This window comes from Shinella sp. Sh6, assembly GCF_055392685.1.
The window spans coordinates 1873204-1896661 of sequence record NZ_AP044005.1; the positions used below are offsets into that span (position 1 = coordinate 1873204).

The 23458-nt window shown below is 64.5% G+C and carries 23 protein-coding genes and 1 tRNA gene; 8 read left to right on the forward strand and 16 right to left on the reverse strand.

All coding sequences use genetic code 11. From position 1 onward, the window contains the following. Window positions 1-47: 47 nt before the first annotated feature. Entirely contained in the window at window positions 48-266 is a 219-nt protein-coding gene (locus tag ACZ5TO_RS09170; protein WP_184139876.1) for a hypothetical protein, read from the forward strand. A gap of 105 nt (window positions 267-371) precedes the next feature. Beyond that, window positions 372-557 (forward strand): hypothetical protein, encoded by a 186-nt coding sequence (locus tag ACZ5TO_RS09175; RefSeq protein WP_184139877.1) that lies wholly within the window; start codon window positions 372-374, stop codon window positions 555-557. Between the two features lie 85 nt (window positions 558-642). Here the strand turns inward: ACZ5TO_RS09175 and ACZ5TO_RS09180 are convergent, their stop codons facing one another. After that, window positions 643-1251, reverse strand: a complete 609-nt coding sequence (locus tag ACZ5TO_RS09180; protein WP_464800284.1) for an N-acetyltransferase — start codon at window positions 1249-1251, stop codon at window positions 643-645. 289 nt (window positions 1252-1540) lie between these two features. On the opposite strand from ACZ5TO_RS09180, the gene ACZ5TO_RS09185 reads away from it, so the two are divergent. Then, window positions 1541-2548, forward strand: coding sequence for a GlxA family transcriptional regulator (locus tag ACZ5TO_RS09185; protein WP_184139879.1), 1008 nt, complete (start codon window positions 1541-1543; stop codon window positions 2546-2548). 46 nt (window positions 2549-2594) lie between these two features. Here ACZ5TO_RS09185 and ACZ5TO_RS09190 read toward each other — a convergent pair whose 3' ends face one another. The 7 genes from ACZ5TO_RS09190 to ACZ5TO_RS09220 form a co-directional block, all read right to left on the reverse strand. Further along, window positions 2595-3839 carry a GGDEF domain-containing response regulator gene (locus ACZ5TO_RS09190; RefSeq protein WP_464800285.1) on the reverse strand — a complete coding sequence of 415 codons (1245 nt, stop codon included), beginning with the start codon at window positions 3837-3839 and terminating at the stop codon, window positions 2595-2597. A 208-nt stretch (window positions 3840-4047) separates the two neighbouring features. Then, complete coding sequence (locus ACZ5TO_RS09195) at window positions 4048-4875, reverse strand: response regulator (protein ID WP_184139888.1); 828 nt, start codon at window positions 4873-4875, stop codon at window positions 4048-4050. Window positions 4876-4996: 121 nt separating this feature from the next. Beyond that, window positions 4997-5260: a hypothetical protein gene (locus tag ACZ5TO_RS09200; RefSeq protein WP_184139890.1), complete on the reverse strand. Its 264-nt coding sequence runs from the start codon at window positions 5258-5260 to the stop codon at window positions 4997-4999. Window positions 5261-5402: 142 nt separating this feature from the next. Continuing rightward, window positions 5403-7883 carry a mechanosensitive ion channel domain-containing protein gene (locus ACZ5TO_RS09205; RefSeq protein WP_464800286.1) on the reverse strand — a complete coding sequence of 827 codons (2481 nt, stop codon included), beginning with the start codon at window positions 7881-7883 and terminating at the stop codon, window positions 5403-5405. 104 nt (window positions 7884-7987) lie between these two features. After that, on the reverse strand, window positions 7988-8545 hold the full coding sequence (locus ACZ5TO_RS09210; protein ID WP_464800287.1) for a DUF924 family protein: 558 nt from the start codon (window positions 8543-8545) through the stop codon (window positions 7988-7990). A 334-nt stretch (window positions 8546-8879) separates the two neighbouring features. Then, complete coding sequence (locus ACZ5TO_RS09215; protein WP_464800288.1) at window positions 8880-9656, reverse strand: hypothetical protein; 777 nt, start codon at window positions 9654-9656, stop codon at window positions 8880-8882. A gap of 11 nt (window positions 9657-9667) precedes the next feature. Further along, window positions 9668-10177 (reverse strand): hypothetical protein, encoded by a 510-nt coding sequence (locus tag ACZ5TO_RS09220; protein WP_464800289.1) that lies wholly within the window; start codon window positions 10175-10177, stop codon window positions 9668-9670. Between the two features lie 503 nt (window positions 10178-10680). Between ACZ5TO_RS09220 and ACZ5TO_RS09225 the strand changes: the two genes are divergently transcribed. Beyond that, window positions 10681-10896: a hypothetical protein gene (locus ACZ5TO_RS09225; RefSeq protein ID WP_464800290.1), complete on the forward strand. Its 216-nt coding sequence runs from the start codon at window positions 10681-10683 to the stop codon at window positions 10894-10896. A 123-nt stretch (window positions 10897-11019) separates the two neighbouring features. On the opposite strand, the gene ACZ5TO_RS09230 is transcribed toward ACZ5TO_RS09225, so the two are convergent. From ACZ5TO_RS09230 to ACZ5TO_RS09240, 3 genes are all read right to left on the reverse strand, one after another. After that, window positions 11020-11095 (reverse strand) — tRNA-Lys (locus ACZ5TO_RS09230). 118 nt (window positions 11096-11213) lie between these two features. Next, window positions 11214-12128, reverse strand: coding sequence for a PhzF family phenazine biosynthesis protein (locus tag ACZ5TO_RS09235; protein ID WP_464800291.1), 915 nt, complete (start codon window positions 12126-12128; stop codon window positions 11214-11216). A 78-nt stretch (window positions 12129-12206) separates the two neighbouring features. Then, entirely contained in the window at window positions 12207-13313 is a 1107-nt protein-coding gene (locus ACZ5TO_RS09240) for an endonuclease/exonuclease/phosphatase family protein (RefSeq protein ID WP_464800292.1), read from the reverse strand. A gap of 132 nt (window positions 13314-13445) precedes the next feature. Here ACZ5TO_RS09240 and ACZ5TO_RS09245 point away from each other — a divergent pair, with 132 nt between their 5' ends. After that, complete coding sequence (locus tag ACZ5TO_RS09245) at window positions 13446-15062, forward strand: hypothetical protein (RefSeq protein ID WP_464800293.1); 1617 nt, start codon at window positions 13446-13448, stop codon at window positions 15060-15062. A gap of 113 nt (window positions 15063-15175) precedes the next feature. After that, window positions 15176-16816: a M20/M25/M40 family metallo-hydrolase gene (locus tag ACZ5TO_RS09250; RefSeq protein ID WP_464800294.1), complete on the forward strand. Its 1641-nt coding sequence runs from the start codon at window positions 15176-15178 to the stop codon at window positions 16814-16816. A 157-nt stretch (window positions 16817-16973) separates the two neighbouring features. Here the strand turns inward: ACZ5TO_RS09250 and ACZ5TO_RS09255 are convergent, their stop codons facing one another. From ACZ5TO_RS09255 to ACZ5TO_RS09265, 3 genes are all read right to left on the reverse strand, one after another. Then, window positions 16974-18197 (reverse strand): aminotransferase-like domain-containing protein, encoded by a 1224-nt coding sequence (locus tag ACZ5TO_RS09255; protein WP_464800295.1) that lies wholly within the window; start codon window positions 18195-18197, stop codon window positions 16974-16976. Between the two features lie 463 nt (window positions 18198-18660). After that, window positions 18661-19680 carry a ketol-acid reductoisomerase gene (gene ilvC, locus ACZ5TO_RS09260; protein ID WP_184140024.1) on the reverse strand — a complete coding sequence of 340 codons (1020 nt, stop codon included), beginning with the start codon at window positions 19678-19680 and terminating at the stop codon, window positions 18661-18663. Between the two features lie 55 nt (window positions 19681-19735). Then, window positions 19736-20392: a TetR/AcrR family transcriptional regulator C-terminal domain-containing protein gene (locus ACZ5TO_RS09265; RefSeq protein ID WP_464800296.1), complete on the reverse strand. Its 657-nt coding sequence runs from the start codon at window positions 20390-20392 to the stop codon at window positions 19736-19738. A 395-nt stretch (window positions 20393-20787) separates the two neighbouring features. Between ACZ5TO_RS09265 and ACZ5TO_RS09270 the strand changes: the two genes are divergently transcribed. Continuing rightward, window positions 20788-21168: a BRA0787 family protein gene (locus ACZ5TO_RS09270; RefSeq protein ID WP_464800297.1), complete on the forward strand. Its 381-nt coding sequence runs from the start codon at window positions 20788-20790 to the stop codon at window positions 21166-21168. Between the two features lie 277 nt (window positions 21169-21445). Next, window positions 21446-21655, forward strand: coding sequence for a cold-shock protein (locus tag ACZ5TO_RS09275; protein ID WP_184140030.1), 210 nt, complete (start codon window positions 21446-21448; stop codon window positions 21653-21655). Window positions 21656-21706: 51 nt separating this feature from the next. Here the strand turns inward: ACZ5TO_RS09275 and ACZ5TO_RS09280 are convergent, their stop codons facing one another. After that, window positions 21707-22951 carry an FAD-dependent oxidoreductase gene (locus tag ACZ5TO_RS09280; RefSeq protein ID WP_464800298.1) on the reverse strand — a complete coding sequence of 415 codons (1245 nt, stop codon included), beginning with the start codon at window positions 22949-22951 and terminating at the stop codon, window positions 21707-21709. An 18-nt stretch (window positions 22952-22969) separates the two neighbouring features. After that, window positions 22970-23377, reverse strand: a complete 408-nt coding sequence (locus tag ACZ5TO_RS09285) for a winged helix-turn-helix transcriptional regulator (RefSeq protein WP_184140034.1) — start codon at window positions 23375-23377, stop codon at window positions 22970-22972. Window positions 23378-23458: the final 81 nt, after the last annotated feature.

The window sequence follows — 23458 nt, forward strand, 5'->3', positions numbered from 1 at the left end:
GGGAGGATAGTCAACCTGCAAAACAGACGAACGTGAGGAAAAACGCCATGAAAACGCAAAAATCGTTGCCGGGCGACGTGGATCTCGCCGTTCTGGCCCGCGGAAACGGATTCTACTACGCAATACGGCGCTTCGTGGGCGAGGCGCTCGAAGCCCGCCACCGGCGCAATGTCGCCCGGCATACGGCGGAAGAGCTTTCCCGCCTGCCGGACTACCTCAAGCAGGACATCGACTGGCCTGCCATCGGAAGACATGAAGAACGCTGATCATTCCAATCAAATATATTCGTTTGATTGATGCATTAGGTTGCGGCACAGTCACGCTCAAGGTCGCGACCTTTCGATACCTCCCAAGCTCGAAAGGACCCTCAAATGGCAATTGCATTGCACCACAGCCCGGTCCGGCGCTCCGCCGGCCTTACCACCCTCGTGCGGGAAACCGTCGCGCGGATCGTCTCGGCATGGCAGCGCCGGCGCGCCGAGCGCGAACTTGAAGGCATGCCCTTCGATCTGCGCAAGGACATCGGCTTCCGCTCGCGGGAAAAGTCGGCACGATGATGGACGACGACCCCGGCACAACGCCGAACGAAGACGACGCCAGATACCGCCGGACCTGACTAACGTCACTCCGGCGGTTTCGTTTTCAGGGGCGCAGGATCGGCACCTGCGGCGCCGCCGTCTCCGGCAGCACGCCGAGGAGCCGCGGATCGTCGAAGACCTCGACCTGCCGCTTGACCGGCACGAAGCCCGAACGGATGTAGAAGCCGAGCGCCTGCGGCGAATCCAGCGTGCAGGTATGCACCCAGAAGCGCCCGACCGGCGCGTGCTCCTTCTGCGACCAGACGCGGTCGAACGCCCGGTTCATCAGCCAGCGCCCCGTGCCCCCGCCGATCATCGCCTGCGTCAGGCCGAAGAAGGCGAGTTCGCAGGCCCCCTCCTCGCGGAAATCGAGCTCCAGCAATCCTTCCGCCTGCCCCGCCTTCATCACGGCATGGACTTCGATCTGCGGATGTTCGAGGATACCGGCAAGCGCGCTTTCCTCCATGGCGAGCCGCGAGGCCCACAGCCAGTCCGCGCCGATGCGCCGGTAGAGGTCGCGATACCACGCGACGTCGGGCTTTACCGCGCGCTCCAGCGTGACGCCGGGCTGCCCGGGATCGGCGCGCCGTTCCGGCGGCGCCCGCATTTCGAGGCAGGTCACCACCGCCGCGAGCTTGCCCGCCGGCACGTCCGTATATCCATCCGACAACATCGTCCAATCCCTCTTTGAAACCCTGCCGCCTTGTCGCCGGGCGCGGAGCCTTTGTCAAACTCCGGGAATGGATGCCGCCCACCTGTCGCAATCGGGCGATGCGGGCGGCAAGGTCGCAAATCTACAAGCCGGAGGCCGCCACCGCAATTCCGCCGCAACTTACTGGCATTCCGGCGATAGAGGGTATGTCTCAGTCGTATCCATCCTTGTGGACGTCGCAAAAATGCTAGCGCGGCCGCCACCACGCCTGCGACGATTGCGACATCGCCTCCCCAGCATGGATAGTCCGATGAACAAGCAAGACGTCAAGAAGCGCTCTCTGGTTTTCTTCCTGGTGCCCAACTTCTCCATGCTGCCCTTTTCGGCGGCGATCGAGACGCTGCGCATCGCCAACCGCATGCTCGGCTACGAGGCCTACACCTGGCGCCTCGCCTCCACCGACGGCCAGCAGGTGCTCTCCTCCAGCGGCATCGGCATCGAGGTGAATTCCTCGCTCGCCGACGAGCGCAAGCATCTGGGCGGCGAGAACCGCCCCTCCATGGTGCTGGTCTGTTCCGGCATCTATGTGGAGGACTTCTCCAACAAGTCGGTCAACGCCTGGCTGCGCGAGGTCTATAACCGCGGCATCGCCGTCGGCTCGCTCTGTACGGGCGCCCATGTGCTCGCCCAGGCGGGCCTGCTCTCGGGCAAGCGCTGCGCCATCCACTGGGAGAACCTGCCGGGCTTTGCCGAGGCCTTCCCGCAGGTCGACGTCTATGCCGACCTCTACGAGATCGACAGCAACATCTATACCTGCGCCGGCGGCACCGCCTCGCTCGACATGATGCTGAACCTGATCGACCAGGATTTCGGCGAAAACCTCGTCAATCGGGTCTGCGAGCAGGCGCTGACGGACCGTGTCCGCGGACCGCACGACCGCCAGCGCCTGCCGCTGCGCGCCCGCCTCGGCGTGCAGAACGCCAAGGTGCTGTCGATCATCGAACTGATGGAGAAGAACCTCGCCGAGCCGCTGTCGCTGCTGGAGATCGCCGACAGCGCCGACCTTTCGCGCCGCCAGATCGAGCGCCTGTTCCGCCAGGAGATGGGCCGCTCGCCCGCCCGCTACTATCTGGAAATCCGGCTCGACCGCGCCCGTCACCTTCTCGTGCAGTCCTCCATGCCGGTGGTGGAGGTGGCGGTCGCCTGCGGCTTCGTCTCCGCCTCGCACTTCTCAAAATGCTACCGCGAGCTCTACAACCGCTCGCCTCAGCAGGAACGCGCCGAGCGCAAGCTGACCCTGTCGGCCATCGCGCGCTGAACCATCCTGAAAACCGGCCGAGAACCTCCCCCGCTTCGGCGGGGGATCAGCTTGCCAGCGCGTTCATCAGCGAAAGTTCGGAGAAGACGCGGTTCCGGCCGGCATGCTTGGCCATGTAGAGGAACTGGTCGGCGGCGTTGAGGTAGTTGTCGAAGGTCTCGCGCCCGGAAATGGCGGCAAGGCCCACCGAGACGGTGATCGTCAACGGCTCGCCGTCCGCGTCGATCGGCTGGGCGGCCAGTTCCGCCCTCAGCCGGTCGCAATAGTCGGATGCCTCGTCCAGCCCCAGCCCGTTGAAGATGACGCCGAACTCCTCGCCGCCGAGGCGCGCGAGGAGATGCCGGTCGCCGACCCGGTGCCGCAGCCGCCGCGAGACGGCCTTCAGCACCACGTCGCCGACCTCGTGGCCGTAGGTGTCGTTGAGGCGCTTGAAATGGTCGATGTCGAGGATGGCGATGGAGGCAAGCCCGCCGCGCCGCAGCGCCTGCTCGACGATGCGCGGGCCGGTCTCGAAGAAATAGCGCCGGTTGTAGATGTCCGTCAGGTAGTCGCGCGCGGCGATGCGGCTCAGCGACTGCACCCGCTTCTGGATCGCGGCGACGCGGAAGATGCGGCTGTTGAACTCTTCCTGGATGAACGGCTTGCGCAGGTAGTCGTCGCCGCCGGCGCGCAGGAAGGGCGCGGCCCTTGCCCGGTCCTCGTCGGTGGAAAGCCCGATGACGCGCACGGCGTCCTCGCCGTGCCGCTGGCGGATCTCGCTCAGGAGATCGAGGCCGTCCATGTCGGAAAGGTCGAGGTCGCAGACGATGAGGTCGATCCCGCCATGGGTATCGAGGATATCGAGCGCGGCCGCGCCGCTGTCGACGTCGATCACCTGGAAGTGCTGCCGGGTGATGAGATCGACCTGCATCCGCCGGCATTCCGCGTCGGAATCGACCACGAGCACCTTCGTCTTGCCGCTGGTGAGGATCCGGTCCACCGCAAGCACGAGCTGCTGGATGGCTGCCGGATTGTCCTTCACGACATAGTCGAGCACGTTCTTGGCGAGGATCTGGTCGCGCGTGGCGTCGCTGAACGAGCCGGTGAAGACGAGCGGCGCGATCTGATGGGCGATCACATAGTCGAGCGCCTCGCAATTGGGCGCATCCGGCAGGTTGAGGTCGAGAACGGCTAGTACGAAGTCCGGCATGTCGCCTTCGAGCGTCGCGCGCAGCGCCGCCATGCTGGAACAATGGGTGACGGAAAGGCCGAGCTCCTGCTCGAGGCGATATTTCACGGCCGTGGAAAACATGCGCGAGTCTTCCACGAGCAGCACCTGCTGGCCCGAGTGGCGCAGAAATGCTGTTCCTCGCTGCGGATTTGAATCCACTCCCACGTCCGTCCAGTGCCTTGATGAAGTTCCCGTTTGCAGCATTACAAACCACTGGTTTTACCAAGTGGTTAATCTGCGCGCGAATATCTTACGTTACGTGAAGGACAGAACAGGGTGGATCGCTTTTTCAGCCCGCAAGACGCAGTTGCGCGGTCCTGATCTGGGTGAGCGTGTCGAGATTCTGGTTCACGCGGCAATAGAATTCCTCGTCGATGAAGGGCCGCATGATGAAGTCGTTGCCGCCGGCCTTGAGGAACCGGGCGGAGAGCAGCCGGTCGGTCGACGAGGAGATGCCGATGATGCGCAGCTGGTGCGAGCCGGTCGTGCCGCGGATGCGGCGCGTCAGCTCGAAGCCGTCGATGTCCGGCATGTTGTAGTCGGTGATCATCAGGGCGATGTCCGGGTTCGCCTTGAGGAGCGCCAGCGCGCTCGTTCCGTTCTCCGCCGTGCTCACGCGGAAATTGTAACGTTTCAGGCGCGTGGAAAGCAGCGCCCGCGCAGTCGCGCTGTCGTCGACGATGAGAACATGATGCTGGTGGTTGGTCAGGAAGCGGCAGACCGACTCGGCCAGCATGTCGACGGCGAAGATATTGTCCTTGAGGATATAGTCGACGATCTCCTTCGACAGGAGCTGGTCGCGCGTCTTCTGCTGGAAGGTGCCGGTGAAGACGATGGTGGGAATGGAAAGGTCGACGAGATAGTTCAGCGCCTCGCCGTTCTCCGCTCCCGGCAGGTTGATGTTGGAGATGGCGAGCGTGATCTTCTCGGTGGACTTGTCATAGGCCAGTTCCAGCTCCTCGAAGCTGCGGCAGATATCCACCTCGATGCCGAAGAGTTCCTTCAGCCGTTTCGAGATCATGGATGTGAAGACGTTGGAGTCCTCGGCAAGAAGAATACGGTGCTGCGAAAGAGACGCGCCGGAATACTGCATCCCGGAAATGCCGATAAACGCCATGACATGCCTTCGTAAATGGATGTTCCCCGTCTAAGGGGTAGCTGCAACCCTTTGCGAAAGCGTTAAATTTAGAGAGCATGAAAACGCGGTAGGCAGGATATCTCCCGCCTGACCTTGGACTTTACTTGACGGAGGCCGCCCCGCCTTCGATTTCGACCTCCTCGCCGCCGTTGAGCGCGATGCGGTCGCCGTTGGGAAGCGTGACGAAGCAACCGGCGGGGCAGATCGTCTGCGTGGCGCCCGGTTCGACGGCGATCTCCATGCGGCTGCCGCCCTCGACGATGACGAGGACCTGCGTGTCGGCGTCCTTGTTGGTCACCGAGGCGGCCATGGCCGGAGCGGCCATCCCTGCCGACACGAGCAGCATCACGATCGTTCGCTTCATCTTTGCCCGGCGCAACCGCCGCCCCTGTTCAAAAGCCCAAGGCAACACTATCGCCCATCGGGCGGATTTGCATGTGTTTTATGCGGGGGCGGCTGAATGCAGCGTGAATGCGGCGTTCATGCGCCGCAAATCGGGCAGGGCGTCACGCGCCCTCCCCGTCCGGCACATCCTGCGCCGGCTTGCCGCGGCGCCGGGGGGCGGGCTTTACCTTCTCCACCGCCTCGTCGAGGAGCGCGGTGATGAGCCGGGCGCCGTCCGGGGAAATCTTCACCGGCACTTCGGGCGCGGCCGGCCCGCCGATGGCGATCCCCTCCTCACGCAGCTTTTCGAGAATCGCCGTGCGCAGCTCCGACCTGACGCTGCCGCCGTTGAGGATATCGGCGAGGAATGCCCTGATCTCGAAATCCAGCGTGGCGGCGGAGAAGGCAAGGAACACCACCGTCGGCTCCGGATTGCGCAGGAGGCCCTGCTGCGCGCCGACCACCGCGGCGAGGACCGCCTGCACCCGGCGCGGGTCGTTGCCGCCGTGCACGCTGATCGGCACCTCGATGCGGCCGAGCTTGTTGCGGTGCGTCCAGTTGCCGACCTGCCCGTTGATGAGCAGCGAATTGGGCACGATGACCGTCTGGCGCTGGAAGGTCTCGATCTCCGTGGCGCGCACGGAGATGCGGCGCACGAAGCCCTCCGTGGTGCCCGCCACCACCCAGTCGCCCACCTTGAACGGCCGCTCGGCGAGCAGGATGAGGCCGGAAACGAAGTTCGAGACGATGTTCTGCAGGCCGAAACCGATACCGAGCGAGAGGGCGCCGGCAACGAGCGCGAGGCTGGCAAGGTTGATGCCCGCCGCCGATATGCCGACGAGGCCGGCAAGCGCGACGCCGGCATAGCCGACCGCGGTGCGCACGGAGTTGCGCACGCCGGTATCGACCTGGCTGCGCGCCAGCACGTTGCCGTCGAGCCACTTCTGGAACCAGCGCGTGACGACGAGGCCGAAGACGAAGAGCAGGATGCCGACGAGGATGCCGACGAGCGAGATGCTGATGCTGCCGACGCGGATCTCGGTGAAGATGCGATAGGTCCACGATTCGATGTCGGCGACCTGGAAACCCCATTGCAGGAGGATCAGCGGCACGAAGCAGACGATGATCAGGAGATAGATCGCAAGGCCCGCGGCAAGGCCGATCTGGTCGAGCGCGACCGGGCTGAGGCCGAAGCGCTCCTCCAGCCGCTTGCCGATGGCGGTATCGGCAAAGGCGTTCGTCGCGGAGACGGCGCGGCCGGACAGGAAGCCGATATACATCGTCACCACCGCCGCGCCCGTCACGACGATCTGCGTTGCGACGAAGCGCGCCATGCCGACATAGCCGAGCAGCGCCGACAGGATGAGCCCGAGGCCGATGAGGACCAGCAGCACGAAGACCGAGCGCGGCCAGGGACGGCCCGGCGAATCCGGCGTCTCGCCCTGCCGCAGCACCGGCTTGACGAAGGCGGTGACGAGCAGGAGCAGGCCGATGATGATCGAGGCGAAGAAGCTCTTGACCACCGTCAGCACCACGGGCGAGCCCAGCACCTCGCTGATCGTGCCGAGGAAGTAGTCGGCGCCGTTGACGAGCGCCATGCCGACGATCAGGAGCCACAGGCGCCGGGCACCCCGGTCGGAAACGCGCACCAGCCGCCAGTGCCCGTCCCCCGGCGACAGCACCGCATTGGCAAGCTGCCCGACGAAATAGATCGCCACCACCATGCCGAGCGTGATGGCGACGAGCGGCGCGATATCGGTGCGCAGCACCTTGAACGCGTCGAGGAAGAAATAGCTCGCCCCGGCGAAAGCCGCCGCCGCGATCGTCGGCAGCACCGTCGACCAGAAGGCGACGGAAAGGCGCGTGATGTAGTTCGGCTTATCCTGCCGCGCTGCGCTGATGTAGGGCGAGAAGAGCCGGTAGCTGCCCGAAAGCAGCACCAGCGCGGCAAGGAGCGACAGAAGCAGCGCGGCGAGCAGCGGCATCCGCTTGAAATTCCAGACGAACTGCAGCCAGGCCGTCACGGTGCGGCCGAAGGTCTGCGTCTCGTTCACCATTGCGCCGGAGGCATTGGCGAAGAGGTCGGCGTTGATCTCCGTGCGCTTCAGGATGGCGTCGGTGAAAAGCCGCCGGCGGATCTCGGTGACCCGGTTGGCAAGCCTGGTCGCCTCGATCGAGAGGTTCTCGGCCTCGCCGGTCAGCGCGTTGATCTGGTTGCGCTCTGCGGCCAGTTTCTTGCGCTCCTCAACCACGACGTCGGCCTCGGCGGGCGCGCCCTCGGGTGGCGGATCGCCGAGTTCGGCCTGCCGCGCCTTGATTGCGTCGAGCCGCGGCCGCATGGCGACGGAGGTCGCCAGGATCGAGCGGTTGAGCGTCTCCGTCTCCACCTTCAGGTCGACGAGGCGGGCGTCGTCGTCCTCGTAGCGCTCGACGCGCTCGCGGATGGCGTTGAGCTGATCGCCCGCCTTCCGGAGGTCGTTGCTCGCCTGCTCGAGCTGCGTTGCGATGTCGTCCGTGGACGCGGCTGCCGTCTGCGCGGCGGCAGGCGCGGCCGCGAAAAGGACGAGCATGAAAAGGATGGAGAGAAGGCGAAAGAGCGGCAACAGGCCATCCTCGGTAAGCAAAGGCAGACGATGCATCGCACCCGGGCGATTCCGTTCACTTCTAGCCGTGAATGCGGCCATTTTAAACGGCCTTCCTCCCGGCGCTAGAATCCCGCCCCCGGCTCGGCGAGATAGGCCTCCTCGGCCGGCGTCGAAACGCGGCCGAGAAAGCCGTTGCGATGCGGAAAGCGGCCGTACCGGGCGATGACGTCGCGATGGCGGACGGCATAATCGAGATACGTCTCGTCGCCGTGCGCCTCGAAGAGCGAGACGCTGAGGTCCTGGTCGGCCAGCAGCTCGGAATGCTCGAAGGGCATGTAGAAGAAATGCCGGCGGCCGTAGTCGACCGCCTTGTCCGCCCCCGCGTCCAGCGCCAGCAGCGCCTCGCGCCGGGCGATCCAGTCGGTGGCGAAGGCAAGGGGCGAGGCCCGGTACATGTTGCGGGGAAACTGGTCGAGCACGATGATCGCTGCAAGCCGCGCCTCGGGGCTTGCCCGCCATTCGTCCGGCACCGTGCGCGAAAGCGCAAGGTGCGTTGCGGCAAACTTTTCGCGCACGCGCGCATCGAGCTCCGGCGTCGACTGCCACCAGTCCTTCGCCGTCAGCGTCTCGCACCAGAAGCCCACAACCGCATCCGGCCGCGCAATCCCGTTCTCATTCATGACAGGTCTCCATTCCTCGCCAAGGCAATATGGCGGAGGGAGGACGGCTTGCAAGGGGGCGGGCAGAGACAAGCGGAAGGCAGGCGCCTTCGCTTTGCCAAAGGCTTGTTTAATCAGCGGAATTTGAGAAAATTTGGCGGGTGTAGAATATCGCCAAAGATCACTCAATGACTACAGTAATTCTCAAAGCCGATTGTAAAACAAGATCCACCACTTTTGACGCATGTGCCCACTTGTTTCTTCCCCTCCCCAGGAGGACTTCCCCTACAGGGAAGCGTGAACACATGGAGGGACGAAGGAGGCGACCCTTCGGATAGAGATGCCTCATGCGTGGTCAGAGACTAAGCGCGTAATTATTCGCTACCTGGATCACTTCAGAGATACTGCGAGAAACGCCAGTTCCGAACTTGAAACCCGCGACAACCGCAACTCCCCTCTCCTGATTCGTGCCATGATGCCCACGGTTGTCGATTGCATCGTCACCGAATTTCGACTGGGTCGCAGCCACCACTGCCGCAGCATACGCGGGCCTTTCCTTCTTTCTGATCCCTGCAAAATACCCGGCAAGAAAATCTGCCTGCAACTCAACTCGTTTGACGGTCGACTGGCCCGCCAGAAGCCCATCCATCAAATTATGCTTATATTGAAAGACATGAGCAAACTCATGTGCACATACAGCGGTCACCGCAATTTCAGGATGGTCAGGAGAGGCCCGAAGATCAGCAAGCAGCCCCTGTCCGAACAAGACAGTCCCGTCAGCTCTGTTCAGCCGAACGGCCGTAGTAGCGTATGCGTTCTTTCCATCATAGTCGTCATAGTACGCGAAGCCGGGGAGGACATCAAAGACAGAACTTATTTTAGAAAGCGTTTGAGCCAAGGCATAGTCGAAGTTCCGATCACCAGATTTCGGAATCATCGGCTCATCGCCTGAAACAAATAGACGCGTGTCTGTACCTACCGGATAGACTGAATCAACATCTTCATCGTCAAGCCAGCACCCATAGGTGTTGGGTGTCCGATCACTTGCTGTGAATTGCTGAGCATGGCAAGGGCATGCACGAATGAAGGGCACAGCAATACTTCCGACCACGAAGCTTCGTCGAGACAACATCGCATGCCTCCCTAGCACAGATCAGGGAATTGATCGCATGCCTGAGACGGCGGAATCGGATCTGAACCACCGTCGCTAGTCCCCCCGCTACCACCACTAGTGCCACGATCTCCGCCAGAACCAACCTGCTGCACGTTGAAGCCAGCATACTCAATTTTTCCGCTCATCTGGCTTATTGCGAATTGCCAGTTCGATTGGCCGTTCTGATGCTGCGCAGTCATCACAAACCCCACTCCAAACGGCAACGGGATTTGCTGCACGACATTTATTCCAGTGACTTGGCCCAGTTGTTGTAGCGGCACATACACGCCAGAATTACCTGTTTGCATGGCAATCGTTTGCCAAAGCTGCGGGCCAATCAGCCCAGGATTTGGTGTGCCGGTTTGAAGCTGGTGAATTAATAACGCAAGTACCTGACGAGGATCGAATTGCTGCGCAGAACTTGTTTGGACAAACGATGCGAATAAAACCACCAAAGCGATCAGGCTGCGTGAAATCCCGACGATGCAAGACTTACTCATGCCAGCCTCCCCAGTTGCAAGCATCACAACTCAAATGTTGCGAACATATGGCAAACTGTCAACGCAATTTTCGCGGGGAAATTGTAAAATTATACGTAATACCTCCCGTTAAATGATGCCCGCAAGCCATCCGATGCGCAGTCCCGAATTACTCGGCGGCACCTGTGGGTCTAAATCTCCTCACGGCAAACTTAAATACCGCGTCTGAAATCCACATCGCTAACACACCGATCAGGAACGCCGCCGCGCGCTGGGCTGCAACCCTGTCGGGAGGCCGTGGCCAGTTGATCACATTTAGGCAATGAATGGCGGGCGAAGTCAGGCAGCCGGCACCAGAGCACCGCAGATCAGAGAGGCCACCAGTTCGCGCATCTTGTACGAGCGCCGGGAAAGCGCTCGTAGGATATCAATCAAGCAATGGAAAACGGGGGCAAAGGTGCGCATCACCGCTGCGCCCGATATTCTGCCGATCCTGCGAAGGTCAAGAGAACGGTCAGCACCAAATGCTCGTCAACTCATTTGGCGATAACTGGACATCCAGTGGCTTCTGGGCCTTGTGGCGCAAGGAAATGACCAGGTTGGGCATCAAGGGCGTTACCCTCCACGATCTGCGAGGAACGGCGATCACCTTCGCGTATGCGCACCTGGCAAAGCCACATGAAGAGAAGAGCAAACTGACATCGGAGATATCATCCGCGCGGCGGGCGATGCTGATCTAGTCAGCCGCAAACCACTCTCGCCCGAGAAGAAATCATTGACGCCATCAGACGCGATATAAAAGTGTAAAACTTCCGTTCTGCTGTAAAATGCGGGTTGATAGAAAACCGCTAAGTATTTGATTTTGGTGGGTGATCACGGGCTCGAACCGTGGACCCGCTGATTAAGAGTCAGCTGCTCTACCAACTGAGCTAATCACCCACTTGACCGCTCCAGCGGTCTGGAGGGGCGTATAAATGCCTTCGCCGGGCTTGTCTATACCGCCGTCCGAAAAAAATGCGTCGGGGGCGAATTTTCTTCCGCAGCGCAAAAACGGCCGTCACAAATCCAGCAGGCCGGAGGCGATCCGCACCGCCTGCCCGCCGATGCGCCCGCGGGCGATCGTGCCGCCGGAAACGTCGAGATGGAGATGGATCAGCGAGGGCCGCCCCATCTCCACGCCCTGCTCGATGAGGATCGGGTGATGGCCGTCGACCAGCTTGTCGAAGAACTGGATCGCGCCGGACAGGGCCGCGACCGCCGCCCCCGTCGCCGGGTCCTCGGCAATGCCCATGTCGGGCGCGAACATGCGGGCGTGGAACCTGGCGGTATGGTTCACCCCGCCGCGGCAATAGAGGTAGGCGGCGGCAAGATGCCCTTCGGCGAAGGGCGCGCAGCGCTCCCAGAGCGCCGGGTCGAAATCCACGGCGGCGGCGGCGGCAAGGTCGTGCACGGGGATCATCACGAAGGCGACCCCGGCGCTCCACAGCGAGGGCACATGGTTCTCGAAGCCGATCTGCCCCGGCTTCAGGCTGAGGGCATCGGCGAGCGCCTGCCGCTCGAAGGCGGCATCGAGCCGCACGGACATGCACGGCAGGTCGAATTCGGCGAAGGTCGCCCTGCGGCCGCCGAGCTGCACCGCGCAGCGGACGGGGCCGACATTCTCCTCCAGCACGCTCACCTGGTCGCGCGGGCTCGCGCTCTCCCCGTCCGCCTCGGCGATGGCGACCGCCGCGCCCACCGTCGGGTGGCCGGCGAAAGGCAGTTCCCGGCCGGGCGTGAAGATGCGCAGGCGCGCGGTGTGCGCCGGGTTCTCCGGCCGCTGCACGAAGACGGTCTCCGACAGGTTGAACTCGCCGGCGATGCGCTGCATGACGACGCCGTCGAGATCGTCGGCATCGAAGACGACGGCCAGCGGATTGCCGGAAAGCCGCGTATCGGTGAAGACGTCGTAGATGGCATAGCGGCGAGGCAAGGCATTCTCCCTGTTCGGTTTTCCCCAGCCTGCCCGAGGCATCCGCCACGGGCAAGCGGAAATGCATAGGCCCGCGGCTCACAAATCCAGCGTCATGACCACAGGGCAATGGTCGGAGGCCTTTGGCCTGTCCCAGCCGATGCGCGGATAGCGCTCCACGTCCTGCCCCGGCGGAAAGAGCGTGCGGAAGGGCTGGCCGGCGCGCACGATCTCCGGCACATGCTGCGCGTTGCGCTCGGCCAGCGACGGCGAGAGCCAGATATAATCGAGTTGGCACAGGTGCCGTTCTTCCGGCCCGCGGCTGTGATAGAGCGTCCAGCGGTCCTCCACCGGCCGGCGCAGCATGGGATTGACGGCAAAGCCGTCCGCCGTGAAGGCGTCGAGCGCGCTCACCGGCTCCTTTTCGGGAACGAAGCGGTAGCCGTTGCGCCGGTCGCCCTCGATGCGCAGCTTCTCCTGGTAGTCGTTCATGTCGCCGCAGATGGCGAAGGCCTTGCTCGCCGTGCGGCCGGCGCCGAAGCGGTCCTCGACGATACGGCGCACGGCGCGCGCCTCGGCCATGCGCACCGGCATGGTGGACTGCCGCCCGTCCATGCCGTCGCGCCCCGGCCCCATCGACTTGAAATGCACGACATAGAGCGTCAGCGGCCGCCCGCCGATGCGCAGGTCCATCTCCAGGCAGTCGCGCTTGAAGATCTTGTCCTGCGGATGGATGCCCGGCCCGAGGTCCGGCGTGAAGAGGTCGAAATCGCGATAGGTGACGCCGGCATGGCTGCGGATGTCGATGCATTCGATGCGCTGGCCGTCGCGCGTCTCCTCGCGCATCAGCACCGAGACGTCGATGCCGCGGCTGTCGTTCCCCTCGATGAGATACTTCTGCCGGTAGCCGTTGCCGACCATGCGGAAGAGGTAGCCGTATTCGAAGGCCTGCAGCGCCGCCATGTTGTCGGTCTCCTGCAGGCAGAGGATATCGGCATCTGCGTCGGCGATGGCGAGCGCGGAATGCTGGCGGGCATCGTCGGTATGAGCAATGGTGCGCGCCTCCTCCAGCCGCTGGTATTCCGCCTCGTTGCGGATGTCGAAGAGGCGCAGGACGCGATCCTGGCGAAGCTGGTTGCGGAAACCCGTGAAATCGAAACGGGTCATGAGGTTTTCGATATTGAACGTGGCAAGGCGCAGCGACATGGGGTCCTTCCGGGAGTGCCGGTAAAGTGTAACCGGCTGACCGGCAATGGAAAGCGTCTTTTCTCCCCGCCCGGCGCCGTTCACGGAATAAACCGCCCGATCCCGCCGTTATCCGCCCATGGAGGATCGGTCATGGGCAAGGCATCCGGCATGGCACGCATGGTCCTTGCGGCGTGGCTGGCCTGGGCGGTGCTTGCCGCCCCGCCCGCCCGCGCCGCCGAAAGCTACCTGACGACGGCCGGGGAAGCCGCCCGCGCCGTCGCGCGCGTCACCGAGGCGCTCGGCGGCAAGCTACAGGTGCACACGATCCGGATCACCGACAGGGACGTGACGGTGCTTGCCGGCAGCAGCCGGCCGGGCGACGTCGACGAATGGAGCGTGCGGCAGGCGACGCGGCTCCTGTTCTTTGCCGCGGAGGTCGTGAGCGGCCCTTCGGCAAAGCCGGCGCCCGCCATCGTCGCCGATCCGGCCTCCGGCTTCTTCCCGCTCGAGGCCTTCGCCCTCGACGAGGTGAGCACGGTCGCCGCCCACGCCATTGCCTATGCGAAACTGCAGGACGAGGCGGCGGTGCGCTCCATCGAGATCGCCCGGCGCGTCGGCCTGCTCCCCTCGCCCGCCTATGGCGATATCCGCTGGTCGATCTATGTCGCCTCGCCGCGCGAAAGCGCGACGGTCTACGCGGATGCCGGCGGAAACATCATCGGCGGCGACCTTTCCAACACGGTGCGCGCCCGCACGATGGATTTCCTCAAGGACGACGACTGGCCGAAGGAAGCGGCGCTGGCGAGCCTGCTCGGCGCCATCGGCAGCAAGCCGGTGGTGCACGACGTGACGATCTATCCGAAATCCGTTCAGGTGAAGGCCGACCATCCAAGCCTGCCCGACAATGCCGTCGGCTATTCCTGGGACCTTGCCGGCGTCACGCGCTCGCCCGTCACCTCGCCGCTCTTTCCCGGCACGGCTGAGGAGCCCGCCCTGTCGCTTGCCGACGTCGATTTCGGCCCGCTGGCGGCAGTCCGCGAGAATGCGGTCAAGGCCTGGGGCAACGAGAAATCGACGCTCAACTACATGATGCTGCGGCTCTTCTCCGACGGGCCCGGCAAGCCGGAACAGCGCTGGTCCGTGCACTTCACCGACTGGGGCCAGCCGGGGGAACTGGCGCTCTTTTCCAACGGCGGCTCGGTGGAGCTGACCGCCGACGGCACCGTGCGCCTCGCCGACCTGCCGCCCGCCCGCCGGCCGAAGCGCAACTGGCTCGATCCGGCAACGACCGGCGACGTGCTCGCCGCCATCGGCGAGCAGTTCGGCACGAATGCGCGCTTTGCCGAGATCACGGTCAGCGGCGATTCGATGCGCATCCTCGCCGAAGTGCCGGACAAGCCCGGCACGATGCGCGACTACACCGCCAGCGACCGCGGCGTTACCGCCTCCGGCATGATGATGCCGTGGGACGCCGAGTTCCGGCCGGAACGGCTCTACCGGATGGACGACCTTGCCTTCTTCTCGGCGGAAAAGCTGAACGAACTGACCGCCCGCACCTTCACCCGCCTCAAGGTCGGTTCCGAGATGGCGGTCAGCCGCTATACCTTCTCCATCGGCCAGATCATGTCGCCGGACGGCAGCTTCATGGTGCCCTCGCCCGACGGCAAGGTGACGCTGGAAATCCGCCTCGAAAGCCCGGACGGCTGGAAGGGCGGGCGGATCACCTATTCCTCCAGCGGCGAGGAGATCGACATCGTCATGCCGTAGCGTGGCGATGCTTGGCTTGGGACAGGCGCGGTTTTCCGCAAGATTGCCGTTTCGCCCGCCGCCATCCTTGGCTAGCCTCGGCCCATTGGCGCAACAGTTCCGGCAGGCCTTCCATGACAGACGATACCGCAATCCGCATCTCCGCCGCGCGCACGAAGGACCTCTCCCTCACAATGACGTGCTGGCCGAGCGTGACGGGCTCGCCCGACGAGGCGGATTTTTCCGGGCGGCTGCACGCGCTTCTGGCCGAAACGCCGTATTTCCAACGCCATCCCGACCAGCTCTTCACCGTCGACAGCCACGGCGAGCCGCTGACGCGGAACGTCGTCGCGCTGGTGCGCGGCACGGGGCGGAAGACGGTGGTGCTGGCCGGCCATTTCGACACGGTCTCGATCGCCAACTACGGCACGCTCGCCCCGCTCGCCTGCGATCCGGAACCGTTGACGCGAGCGCTTGTCGAAGAGCTTCGCGGCCGCCCGCGAAACGGCGCAGAGGAAAAGGCGCTCCGGGATTTCGAGAGCGGCGACTTCATCGCCGGCCGCGGCCTTCTCGACATGAAGAGCGGCCTTGCGGCGGGAATCGCCGCGATGGAGCGCTTTGCCGGGCTCGACGCGCCGGACGGCAACATCCTCTTCGTCGCGACGCCCGACGAGGAAAACCGTTCGCGCGGCATGCGCAGCCTGCGCAACGCCCTGCCGGGGATCGCCCGGCGCTTCGACCTCGATATCGTCGCCGGCATCAACCTCGACGCGTCGAGCTGCGAGCGCGACGGCGAGGAAGGCCGTGCGGTCTATCTCGGCTCCATCGGCAAGTTCGCGCCCTTCGCCTTCGTCATCGGCCGGCCGACCCATGCCGGCTATCCCTTCAACGGCACGAGCGCCCACCGCATCGGCGCCGAGATCGTCCGGGCGATGGATACCGTGCCGGAGCTTTCCGACGAGGCCTTCGGCGAGCGCTCCCCGCCGCCCGTCTGCCTGGAGGCGCGCGATATCCGCGACGGCTACGACGTGACGACGCCGGACCGCGTCTGGCTCTCCTTCAACTGGCTGACGCACCGCCGCAGCGCGCGCGACATGCTCGCAGAATTCCGCGCCATCGTCGCCGGCGCGCTGCAAGCCGCGCTCGAAACGCAGGATGCGCATCGGGCCCGCTATCGGAACCACGCCGGGGCGACGACGGAGGGACTGGTGCTCACCTATGCCGAGCTCATCGCGCGGCTGAAGGCGCGGGGAGGCGCGGCGGCGCTCGCCCGTCTCGACGCGCTCGACCGCTCGCTTTCGGGCAGCACCGATCCCCTGAAGGTCAGCCGCGAGATCGTCTCGGCGGCGGCGACGGAGGCGGGCATCGAGGGACCTGCGGTGATCGTCGGCTTCGGCAGCCTGCATTACCCGCTGGTGCATCTGGAGCGCTCGGATACCGGCGACATGAAGGCCCGGCTCCGGCGCGTCATGGACGCGGCCGCGGAGCGGCACGGCACGTCGATCAAGTTCAAGCAGATCTTCGCCGGCATTTCCGACATGAGCTTCTTCGGCCACCGGCCGGATGCCGGCGAAACCGGCCTCATCGCCGCCAACACGCCGTCCGCCGCCTTCACCGACGATGCGCCGGAAGGGCTGCTCTCCTTCCCCACGGTCAATATCGGGCCCTGGGGGCGCGACTATCACCAGAAATGGGAGCGCGTGCACGCGCCCTATACGTTCGGGGTGTTGCCGGACCTGGTGTTCGAGGCGGCACTGGCGTGTCTCAAGGAATAGACAGAATGCCCCTCATCCGCCTGCCGGCACCTTCTCCCCGCAAGCGGGGCGAAGGGATAGGCCGCACCGGCTTCCCCAAGCAATACCGGTTTGTGGGGCACGTCCCCTCGCCCCGCTTGCGGGGAGAGGGTTAGGGTGAGGGGCAATTGCACGCCGATCAGGCGGCAAGCCGCTCCGTCTTCAGCAGCCGGCCGAGGCGGGAGATGCCTTCCTCGATGGTCGCGTCGTCGGCGCAGGAGAAGCTGAGGCGCAGGGTATTGGCGCCGCTGCGGTCGGCGTGGAAGGCCTGGCCCGGCACGAAGGCGACCTTCTCGGTCTCGATGGAGCGGGCGAGCAGCGCGGCACCGTCCATGCCCGCCGGCAGAGTCACCCAGATGAACATGCCGCCTTCCGGCTTTGTCCAGTGGACGCCGTCCGGCATGTATTTATCGAGCGCCGCCAGCATGACGTCGCGGCGGTGGCTGTAGGCGGCGCGGACCTTGGCGACCTGTGCGTCGAAGCCGCGCTCGGCGACATGGGCGATGGCCATCTGGTTGATGGTCGAAGAATGCAGGTCCGCGGCCTGCTTCATCAGCACGAGCTTGCGGATGACGGGCGAGGCCGCGACGATGTAGCCGACGCGAAGGCCCGGCGCGAGCGTCTTGGAGAACGAGCCGCAATAGAGCGTGCGCGCCGCCTCGATGTCGCCCTTGCGGGCGATTTCGAGCGCGAGGATCGGCGGGATCGCCTCCCCGTCATAGCGCAGCGACTGGTAGGCGGCGTCCTCGATGACCGGGATGTCCAGCTCCTCGGCAAGGTCCAGCAGCTTCTCACGGCCCGCCCGGTCGACGGTCTCGCCCGTCGGGTTGCAGAAATCGGCGGAGAGATAGGCGAATTTCACGCGCCCGCCCGCTTCCGCCGCGGTGGCGCGGTAGGCGTCCGGCGTGCGGTTGCCGGCAAGGTTCAGCCGGTCGTAGGTCGGCTCATAGGCATTGAAGGCCTGCAGGGCGCCGAGATAGGTCGGCCAGGTGACGAGCGCGGTGTCCTTCGGCGACAGGAAGAGCTTGCCGAGATAATCGAGGCCCTGCTGCGAGCCCGAGACGATGAAGACGTTCTCCGCCTTGCAGGGAACGCCGAGCTTGCCCATCTCGCCGGCAAGCCAGTCGCGCAGCGGCCTGTAGCCCTCGCTGACGGAATATTGCAGGCCGGCCGCGGCACCCTCGCCCGCCAGCACATCCGTATAGGCGGCAGAGAAGGCTTCGCGCGGGAACAGCGCGGGATCGGGAATGCCGCCGGCGAAGGAGATGATGTCCGGCCGCTCCAGGAGTTTCAGCAATTCACGGATTTCGGACGCCTTCATGCGCGACGCACGGGTCGCGAAGGCCTGTTCCCACTTGAACATAGGAGGTTTCCTCGGGCTTGTTGTCTGCCCGCACCTCATCATGGCACCGTATTTATGTCAATAATACTGACCTAAATAATCGCACCAAGAATAGAGGCGCACGCCCCAAGGTCTTGCGTGCCATCCATTTCCTGCACTGCACTCGTCTTCGCGAGGGCGTCTTGCGCGGCCGTGCTCAGGTCGTGCGGTCGCCGTAAAGGCTGAGCAGCACGAGCGTTGCTATACTGGCCAGAATGAAGAGATCGAACCAGGCGAAGTATTGGGTAATCGTGGTCATCGCACTATCCTCCTGACAGCGGAACGAAACACGCCCGTATTCTGCGCCCGTTCGGCCTTTCCGGCAAGATTATTACTTGCCGCACCGCAATAGCGGAGAGGATGCACTGCACTATTTCAGATGAACTGAAAGAAGAGCCGGGCGGAGAACCGCCCGGCCCGATTTCCTGCAAAGAGGCAGGAAAGCTTAGTTGACGGCCTTGTCGACCAGCTTGTTCTTGCCGATCCAGGGCATCATGCCGCGGAGCTTGGCGCCGACTTCCTCGATCTGGTGAGCGTCGTTGTTGCGGCGGATGCCCTTGAAGCGGGCGCCGCCGGCCTTCCATTCCTGCATCCACTCGGAGGTGAACTTGCCGGTCTGGATGTCGGTGAGGACGCGCTTCATCTCGGCCTTGGTCTCGGCGGTGATGATGCGCGGGCCCGAGACGTATTCGCCCCACTCGGCCGTGTTGGAGATCGAGTAGTTCATGTTGGCGATGCCGCCTTCATAGATCAGGTCGACGATCAGCTTCACTTCGTGCAGGCACTCGAAATAGGCCATTTCCGGCGCGTAGCCGGCTTCGACCAGCGTTTCGAAACCGGCGCGGATCAGCTCGACGAGACCGCCGCACAGAACGACCTGCTCGCCGAAGAGGTCGGTTTCGCACTCTTCCTTGAAGTTGGTCTCGATGATGCCCGAACGGCCGCCGCCGACGCCGCAGGCGTAGGAGAGCGCGAGGTCGAGAGCGTTGCCCGAGGCGTTCTGGTGAACGGCGACGAGGCAGGGAACGCCGCCGCCCTTCTGGTATTCGCCGCGAACCGTGTGGCCCGGGCCCTTCGGCGCGATCATGACGACGTCGACGGAAGCCTTCGGCTCGATGAGGCCGAAGTGGACGTTGAGGCCGTGGGCGAAGGCGATGGCCGCGCCGTCGCGGATGTTCGGCGCGATCTCGTTCTTGTAGATGTCGGCCTGGAGCTCGTCCGGCGTCGCCATCATCAGGAGGTCGGCCCACTTGGCGGCTTCCGCCACGGTCATGACCTTGAAGCCGTCGGCTTCCGCCTTCTTGACGGTCGGCGAACCGGCCTTCAGCGCGATCACGACGTTCTTGGCGCCGGAATCCTTGAGGTTGAGGGCGTGGGCACGGCCCTGCGAACCGTAGCCGACGATGGCGACGTTCTTCGCCTTGATGAGGTTGAGATCGGCATCACGATCGTAATAGACGCGCATCGATGGTTCCTTCCCTTGACGTCTGTTTGATCCGAACCGGCGGCTGTCCGCCGGCTTATCCTTTCACGCCGTGGAGCGTCAGGAAGGCGTCGATCGCCTTCTCCGCGCGCGGCGAGAATTCCTTCTTGAGTGCACCGGCGTCCTCGCCCAGGAGCATGCGCAGATGCATGTCCGAGACGATCAGCCCGTAGAGTGTGCCGTATGCCTCTTCCGCACTGGAAAAGGCAAGCAGCTTCGCCTTGCGGCCGGCTTCGAGCAACGCCGCCGCGCGCCGGCCGATCTGCCGGCGGCCGCGCTCCTGCAGGAGGCGGCCGAGACCGCCGCCCTCGCGGCTCGCCTGGCCGATGGCAAGACGGTTGAGCGCCAGCGACACGTCGCCGGAGAGCACGTCGATGAGGTCGCGCGCAAAGGCGAGAAGATGCCGGCGCAGCGTCTCGGCCGTCAGCGCGCCCGCGCTCACCTCGACCGTGCGCACCTTGCCGGCCTGGTAGGCGATCATCGCCGCGATCAGCCCGTCGCGGTCGCCGAACCACTTGTAGAGGCTTTCCTTCGAGCAGTTGGCGGCGCGGGCGACGCCGGCCGTCGTCAAGGCCCGCTCCCCGCCTTCCACGAGCAGGCCGAGCGCACGCTCCAGCACCGCGCCCTGACGTTCCGTCAGGCCCGCGGCAGCCGCGCCCGTCTTTCCCTGCCCTGCGTCCTGCAAGATACCCATCCGTGAATTTTGCGTACCGTACCGTACGGTTCGCCATCTTCTAGCGCCCTCCCGCGCCGCGGTCAACAGGCTTGTTGGTATCGTGACTCGATGGGTGATTTGCAGCCCGCGTTGCTCCCGTGGGGATGCAGATCCCGACTGCGGGCATCGCTGCAACGCACAACGGCCCAGAAATTTTCTTTCCGCTATCTCGCTGATTTGAAACAGAAGTCCACGAACGCGACAATCTCCATGCCGCTTGGATAAAATTTTTCGCTTCCCAATCCATTTCCCGTTGTTAAGATTTGTGAGGCTCGCGGTGCAACAGGCCGCCGCCGGCGCCTGCCGGAAAGGCCGAACCGCCGGTCCCAGTCAGGAGTACGAAGCCCGACGCCCTTACGCCAAGGAGACAGAAAATGTTGAATTTCCTGCCGGACCTTCACGAAGGACATGCTCCCATCACCCTGCAGCAACTGTTCGGCGATGCCCTTGAAGCTCTCGAAACCTGGGAAGACGAACGCGCCGAACCCGCCGTCATCTACGAAGACAGGCTCGTTCCGATCGGTATCGTCTTCGAAAGCATGAAGGAGTGCACCGATCTCCTTCCGCATGTGCTGGCGGATATCGTCGCCGGCACGCTTGCGCGCAATCCCGCGGCGGCCGAAGCGCCGATCACCACCTTCGGCGAGGCCGCACGCCTTGCCGCCGCGCTCGTGGAACAGCGCCGCCTGTGCGGCGAAGCGGCCATCGCCGCCTTCCTCGACCAGCACCGCGTCGACAAGCGGCGCCCTGCCTGAGGCTTTGAAAACCGCAAGGCCCCGGAAACGGGGCCTTTTTCCTGTGGGCAATCATCCGCGTGCCGTCGCCCCCGTTCCGTTTTCCCCGCACGCACGCATGCGCCCGACTCTTGACCAGTCAGATTGAAACCACTATTTCTCGCGCATCGATTTGAACGTTGACTTCCGTATTTGCCGGCCCAAAACCGTCACCTTCACGACTTCCCCTTCAAATTCGACCTCCCGTGGCCGCTGCGGCGGCCGAAGATTGATTTGACGGCTCAGGAAAGGTTTCGTCATGGCAACTGGCATCGTAAAATGGTTCAACACCACCAAGGGCTACGGCTTCATTCAGCAGGACAGCGGTGAACCGGACGTTTTTGTCCACATCTCCGCCGTACAGCGCGCAGGCCTCGCCGGCCTCAACGAAGGTCAGAAGGTCAGCTTCGAGCTGGTCCGCGACCGCAAGTCCGGCAAGATGTCTGCCGATCAGCTGACCGCAGCCTGATCCTTTCGCGATAGCGAACGAAAAGCCCGCCTCCGGCGGGCTTTTTGCGTTTCAGGCTTCCCGGAGCACGCCGTCCGGCCAGCGGCATTCCGTCAGGCCCGCCCGGCTGAACGGATCGGCGAGCGTTCCGGAGACGATGGCGGCAAGGATCTGCGGCGCCGGCGGAATTTTCGCGATGGTCGCCACCAGCCGGTCGCGCAGCCAGGCGATGGACCGCGAATCGGACTGGTAGAACGGCGTGAAGACATAGGAGAGAAGCTGGAACAGCCGAACATGGCTGCGCCGGGCGGCCGCATAGGCCGCAAGCGCCTCCTCCAGCGAGCCCGATGTCCGAAGCGCATGGGCGAGCGCGGCCGCATCGAGCAACGCCATGTTCGCCCCCTGCCCGAGCTGCGGGCTGGTCGAATGGGCGCTGTCGCCGATGAAGGCGATGCCGTCCGCATGGGGCGGCAGCGTCGTGCGGTGGGCATAGCGCGCGAGCGTCAACCGGTCCCAGTCGGCGATCTGGTCGAGGAAGGGCACCGCCTCGGGCCAGTAGCCGGCAATGCCCGCCTTCCAGCGGTCGAGCCCGGCCTTTCTCACCGCATCCGCGTCCGCCGTCTTGAGGCTCCAGAAGAAGGCGACCTTGCGCCCTTCCCCCGCCCGCGCCCGGCCGACCGGCAGCACGCCGATCATGACTTTCGCTGCGTCATACCGTTGAGTCAGCGCCCGCGCGTCATGCGCGATGCCGTCGCAATCGAGCGTCGCCCAGAAGGCGCCCCACGGCAGTTCCTTCACCATGGGCGCGACGACCGAGGCGGCGGCAAGCTGCGAGCGCGCGCCGGTCGCATCGATCACCAGGTCGTAGTCGCCGACGATCTCGCCGTCCGGATCGTGCAGCGCCGTGCGCGATTGCCGCGTCTCGGCCTTGGCGAGCGTGATGCCGGTGCGGACCGGAATGCCTTCGGCCACGACGGCGTCGTTGAGGGTCGAGAACAGCGCGGCACGGTGCACGGCAAGCCCGTAGCGCCCGCCGGCAAGCGCGTCGTAGCGCACGTCCAGCACCGTGCGGCCACTCGACGCATCCGCACCGTGCAGCCGGTCGATGCGGTTGCCGAGGGCGTGGATTGCCGGTGAAAGGCCGAGGGCGTCGAGCACCGTCAGGCCCGTCGGCTGCATCAGCAGGCCGGAGCCGACGGGCGAGGGCTGCGCGAAGCGTTCGATGAGCTCGACCTTGTGGCCGGCGCGCGCGAGGAACAGCGCGGCCGCAAGCCCCGCGGGCCCCGCGCCGGCAATGCCGATATCCAGTCGTTCCATGCCCGTCCCCGGTCGTGCCTATTGCTGCCCGGCGTCATAGGCCGTTCGCGCGGCCCGGATCGCCCTGTGGTTCTCCGTAGACCACTGCACGAGGGAGCGCAGGAGCGCAAGGAAGGATCGCCCGAGCGGCGTCAGCGCGTATTCGACGCTCGGCGGCTGGGTGGGATAGACGGTGCGGGTGAGGTAGCCGTCGCGCTGGAGGTCGCGCAGCGTCTGGGTCAGCATGCGCTGGGAGATATCCGGGATGAAGCGGCGCAGTTGCGAGAAACGGCGCGGCCCGTCCGCAAGGCCGAGGATCATCAGCGAGGTCCACTTGCCGCCGACGCTGTCCAGCACGTCGCGCACCGGGCAATCGTCCATCGACATGGCGACGCCGTCGATGAGAATGACACGTTCGCCCTCGGCGCGATCGACGACCCTGTTCATGACCCGGTTCCCTTGAAGTAACCACCGCAGAAAAAACTGCCTTCTTTACACGCTCTAGCAGATTACCAGATAAGAGCAAGT